The sequence below is a fragment of the Thermogladius sp. genome, from assembly GCF_049970955.1.
Classification (GTDB): domain Archaea; phylum Thermoproteota; class Thermoprotei_A; order Sulfolobales; family Desulfurococcaceae; genus Thermogladius.
On the sequence record NZ_JBMFLY010000085.1, the window covers coordinates 1 to 3,216 of the forward strand.

The window sequence follows — 3,216 nt, forward strand, 5'->3', positions numbered from 1 at the left end:
AAAATCCCGTTTTTCAAAAACTGTTTGGGCTATATCACATGGTTTTTGAAAACAGGGTTTAACCCCTGGTATGACAGAACTGTCACACGACTGCCTCGCTCATGGCTCGTCGCCAGAAAGCCTTGAAGGAGTATGGGAGCATTAAGAGCAGGGCCCATCCGAGCGAGCAGGGGTTACGCGTGGAGAGAAAGTCGAGTATGAAGAGGGAGCCGGCTAGAAAAAGGCTGACTGTTAAAGAGTCTACGAGTATACGGGTCGCGACGGCTATCTTCTCCTTAGCCTTCTTAATGTCAAGGCGAGCTGTGCCCTCCTCCGTATAGTCTCGTTCGGGTGTCTGAGAAGTTCCCTCAACACCTCCGTCTTTATCGTGCCACGCCTCGTGAAGCCCTCCTCGCCGTACACCCTCTTCACGTACAGCTTCAGCGCTCCAGGGTTCTTTATCGCCTCCTGGATCCAGTACTCATCCCTCCCAGAACGCCTGGAGCGCCTCCTAGCCATGTATCACCACTTCGCCTTGAACTTCTTGTGGACGCTTTTAATCTCCTTCTCGATGAACTGCGAGTTTATGACTTTGTCCGGGTCGGGTACCTTTGCCTCTACCTTCCCAACTTTTAGCTTGGCTTTCATGGACTTCACGTTAGTCTTTCACGGGCTACATGTATAAATACTCTAACGCTAGCTGTGTCTCAAGGTAAACATATATATCTTTGAGAACACGTGTATACAAGGATGAGCGGGGAAGAACCAGAGATACGCGCCCTCGCACGCGTGCTCGCGGAGAGGCTTGACTCCATGGCCCGCGGGCTCGTACTATCCATCAACACCTACCGGCTACTAGAGATGCTCCGCTACACGGGCGAGACGCGGTTCGAAGTCGTGGACAAGATAGTACGAACCCCAAGGCTCAGGGTAAAGCTCACAAGCCTCGTAGTCGACGAGCTGGGACGCAAGGGCTGGATACTCGTAGGCGTACAGCGTAGAAAACCCTCAAGCACGAAGAAGCGGAAAAAACTAATCCTTACCAGGATCGCCTTCTCATCCAGCTCCCCGGGGGAGCCAGGAAGCCACCACCCCCCTGACCCCCCGCGGGACGGCTAGGCTGCTCCACGGGAGCCCGCTCCTCGACCGGCCTCCGCCTAACCTCGCGCCTATCCGGTGGCCCTGGGAGACGCCTGATCGTGTGAATGGTGTTGTAGCCGAAGCTCCTATGGTCGACCACGAGGTAGTACACCTTGTACGCCATGCTCCCACGCCTACGAGTAACAGTCTTGAATGAAAGGACGCCCGGTAGCCCGCACCTCGGGCACCGGACAACCTTGTTCTTCTTATACCTGGCCTCCGCCATGCCTACACCTCCCTGAGCTTTCTCAGGAACTCCCTAACCCTGCCACCAGCACCCCTAACCCTCTCCACGCCCTCCCGCGCAACCCTGGACGTAGTAGCAGCCACGGGCCTCGCTGCCTCACGCGCGACTTCAGCCCCACGACTCGCAGCCACGGCCATGCTCCTAGCCTCCATCACGGACTCGTCCACGCGCCTGGCGATGACGTCGTCGAGGTGCGCCCGCTCATACGCGAGCCGGCGCTCCATCGCCACCTTGGCCTCCTCGAGGCTGGACTCCGTGTTGTGGAGTTCCTCGTACTTCTTAACCAGTGACGCGACCTCGTCGGGGTTGATGCCGGCTATTATTAGCTTGTTCTTGACCTCCTCCGCGGCCTTCGAGTTCTTCCCGATGAGCTTCTTAGCATCGTTAAGCGTTAAGCCACTCTTAGCCAGCTTCAAGTACAGGGCCTCGGCGACAGCCTGGCGCTCATATGCAGTCCTGTAAAGCTCGCGTGAAAGCTGCCCGTGCCTCCTACCAGTCAAGAACCAGTCCTCGAGCGGAGACCTCGGGGCATACCTTGGCAGGTGGGCCTTGCTCTTCGTCGTCGGGTTAAGGTCTAGAATCATCCCCTGGGGCCTAGCCGGGGCGGTGGCGGGCGTGGCGCGAGCCTTGCCTCCTACGAATATGGATGGGAGTCTCAACGGAGCCACAGAGCGTATAATCCCGGCGCCGATGAGGGGCACGGGGCCTGTCAAGCGATGCCCTTGTCGTGTCCTCCCGGCTGGGGCGCTTGTACGGTTATTCCTGGTGGACTTACGCCTACCCATTCGAGAACCTCCCTCAAGGAGTTAGCTACGCTATGCATGAATATATACTCTAGCGTTTCGCGAGCCTGTATATCACGGCTGCAACCCCGAAGACTATCGCGAGGAATGAGGGGTATTGTAGCTCTGGGAGGATGCCGTAGAGGATCATGCCGAGCGTGGACAACACTATCCCGGTCATGATCAGGCTGTTAGTCTCGATCCACACGATCATGGCTATCGTGCCGTATATCAGGCTGGCGAGGATGGGCACGCCGAAGTAGGCCGTCCAGACGTTGAACGCGACCTGGACAAGGTTCCACGTGTTCTGAAGCTCGTTGAGCCTGTCCTGGAGCCACGTGGGCAACGGTGCCCCCAGCACGCCTGCGATGCGCAACTGTGATAGCAGGGCCGTTGCTACCGCGAGTCGCCTGGCTTGTGACAGTTCTGTCACACCGACCACCCTCCTAGTAGTAATAGTATGACTGCTGGCTCGTCGCGACCCTGTACGCGTACGCTATGCTCCCGAAGACCAGCATGAACATCAAGAAGTATGGCAGGCCGTTGACTATCCTGTCGACACTGTTCCTGATGCTCTGGTATGAAGACCAGTACGTGGAGGCAGGGTTGAACGCGTTGTAGAAGGAGTTCTCGAGGCTGGGTATCAGGGAGTAGTAGAGTATGGCTGCTACAAGCCACGTTATCGCCACGGCCACCAGCCCGACGACAAATATCATTACCTCACGCATACCCCTTTCATGGAGAAAAGAGTTGAACAAGTATAAAAACTCTAACCAGTCACGGGGTAAAGAAGAAAAAGACTATTTTCCCCGCTTATCTGCGGTGTCTACGCCTGCTGTGTCTTGTGCGTCGAGACTTCCTGCACGCCATACCGGTCTACGCTTAGGCTCCTCCTCCCCTGAACAGGTTGAGTATGACGGCGATTATCGAGACCGCGACTATGACTATGAGTAGCGTGGCTATCAAGGGGAATATCTGTTGTATGTTTTTCACGAAGTTGGTGTAGGTCGTGTTCCACGTGCCAGTGAGTTGCATGTTCTGCTGTAGCTGGCCGATGACCATGAAGCC

General features: G+C 56.4%; 7 protein-coding genes. 1 reads left to right on the forward strand and 6 read right to left on the reverse strand.

Going from position 1 to position 3,216, the window contains the following annotated elements:
* Positions 1-264: 264 nt before the first annotated feature.
* Positions 265-498, reverse strand: coding sequence for a hypothetical protein (locus ACP5VX_RS06695; protein ID WP_428725107.1), 234 nt, complete (start codon positions 496-498; stop codon positions 265-267).
* A gap of 3 nt (positions 499-501) precedes the next feature.
* Positions 502-636 (reverse strand): hypothetical protein, encoded by a 135-nt coding sequence (locus ACP5VX_RS06700; protein WP_428725108.1) that lies wholly within the window; start codon positions 634-636, stop codon positions 502-504.
* A gap of 93 nt (positions 637-729) precedes the next feature.
* Between ACP5VX_RS06700 and ACP5VX_RS06705 the strand changes: the two genes are divergently transcribed.
* Positions 730-1,098, forward strand: coding sequence for a hypothetical protein (locus ACP5VX_RS06705; RefSeq protein ID WP_428725109.1), 369 nt, complete (start codon positions 730-732; stop codon positions 1,096-1,098).
* A gap of 249 nt (positions 1,099-1,347) precedes the next feature.
* On the opposite strand, the gene ACP5VX_RS06710 is transcribed toward ACP5VX_RS06705, so the two are convergent.
* The 4 genes from ACP5VX_RS06710 to ACP5VX_RS06725 form a co-directional block, all read right to left on the reverse strand.
* On the reverse strand, positions 1,348-2,025 hold the full coding sequence (locus ACP5VX_RS06710) for a hypothetical protein (protein WP_428725110.1): 678 nt from the start codon (positions 2,023-2,025) through the stop codon (positions 1,348-1,350).
* Between the two features lie 175 nt (positions 2,026-2,200).
* Positions 2,201-2,581, reverse strand: a complete 381-nt coding sequence (locus ACP5VX_RS06715) for a hypothetical protein (protein ID WP_428725111.1) — start codon at positions 2,579-2,581, stop codon at positions 2,201-2,203.
* Positions 2,582-2,594: 13 nt separating this feature from the next.
* A complete protein-coding gene (locus ACP5VX_RS06720; protein ID WP_428725112.1) occupies positions 2,595-2,864 on the reverse strand; it encodes a hypothetical protein in 270 nt (89 codons plus the stop codon).
* Between the two features lie 166 nt (positions 2,865-3,030).
* Positions 3,031-3,216 (reverse strand): hypothetical protein (locus ACP5VX_RS06725; RefSeq protein WP_428725113.1); only part of this gene is annotated, 186 nt, incomplete at its 5' end.

What these genes read in the sequence shown, in the direction of transcription:
- ACP5VX_RS06695 (WP_428725107.1), bottom strand. Translation starts at nt 498, where the DNA reads ATGGCTAGGAGGCGCTCCAGGCGTTCTGGGAGGGATGAGTACTGGATC.
- ACP5VX_RS06705 (WP_428725109.1), top strand. Translation starts at nt 730, where the DNA reads ATGAGCGGGGAAGAACCAGAGATACGCGCCCTCGCACGCGTGCTCGCG.
- ACP5VX_RS06720 (WP_428725112.1), bottom strand. Translation starts at nt 2,864, where the DNA reads ATGATATTTGTCGTCGGGCTGGTGGCCGTGGCGATAACGTGGCTTGTA.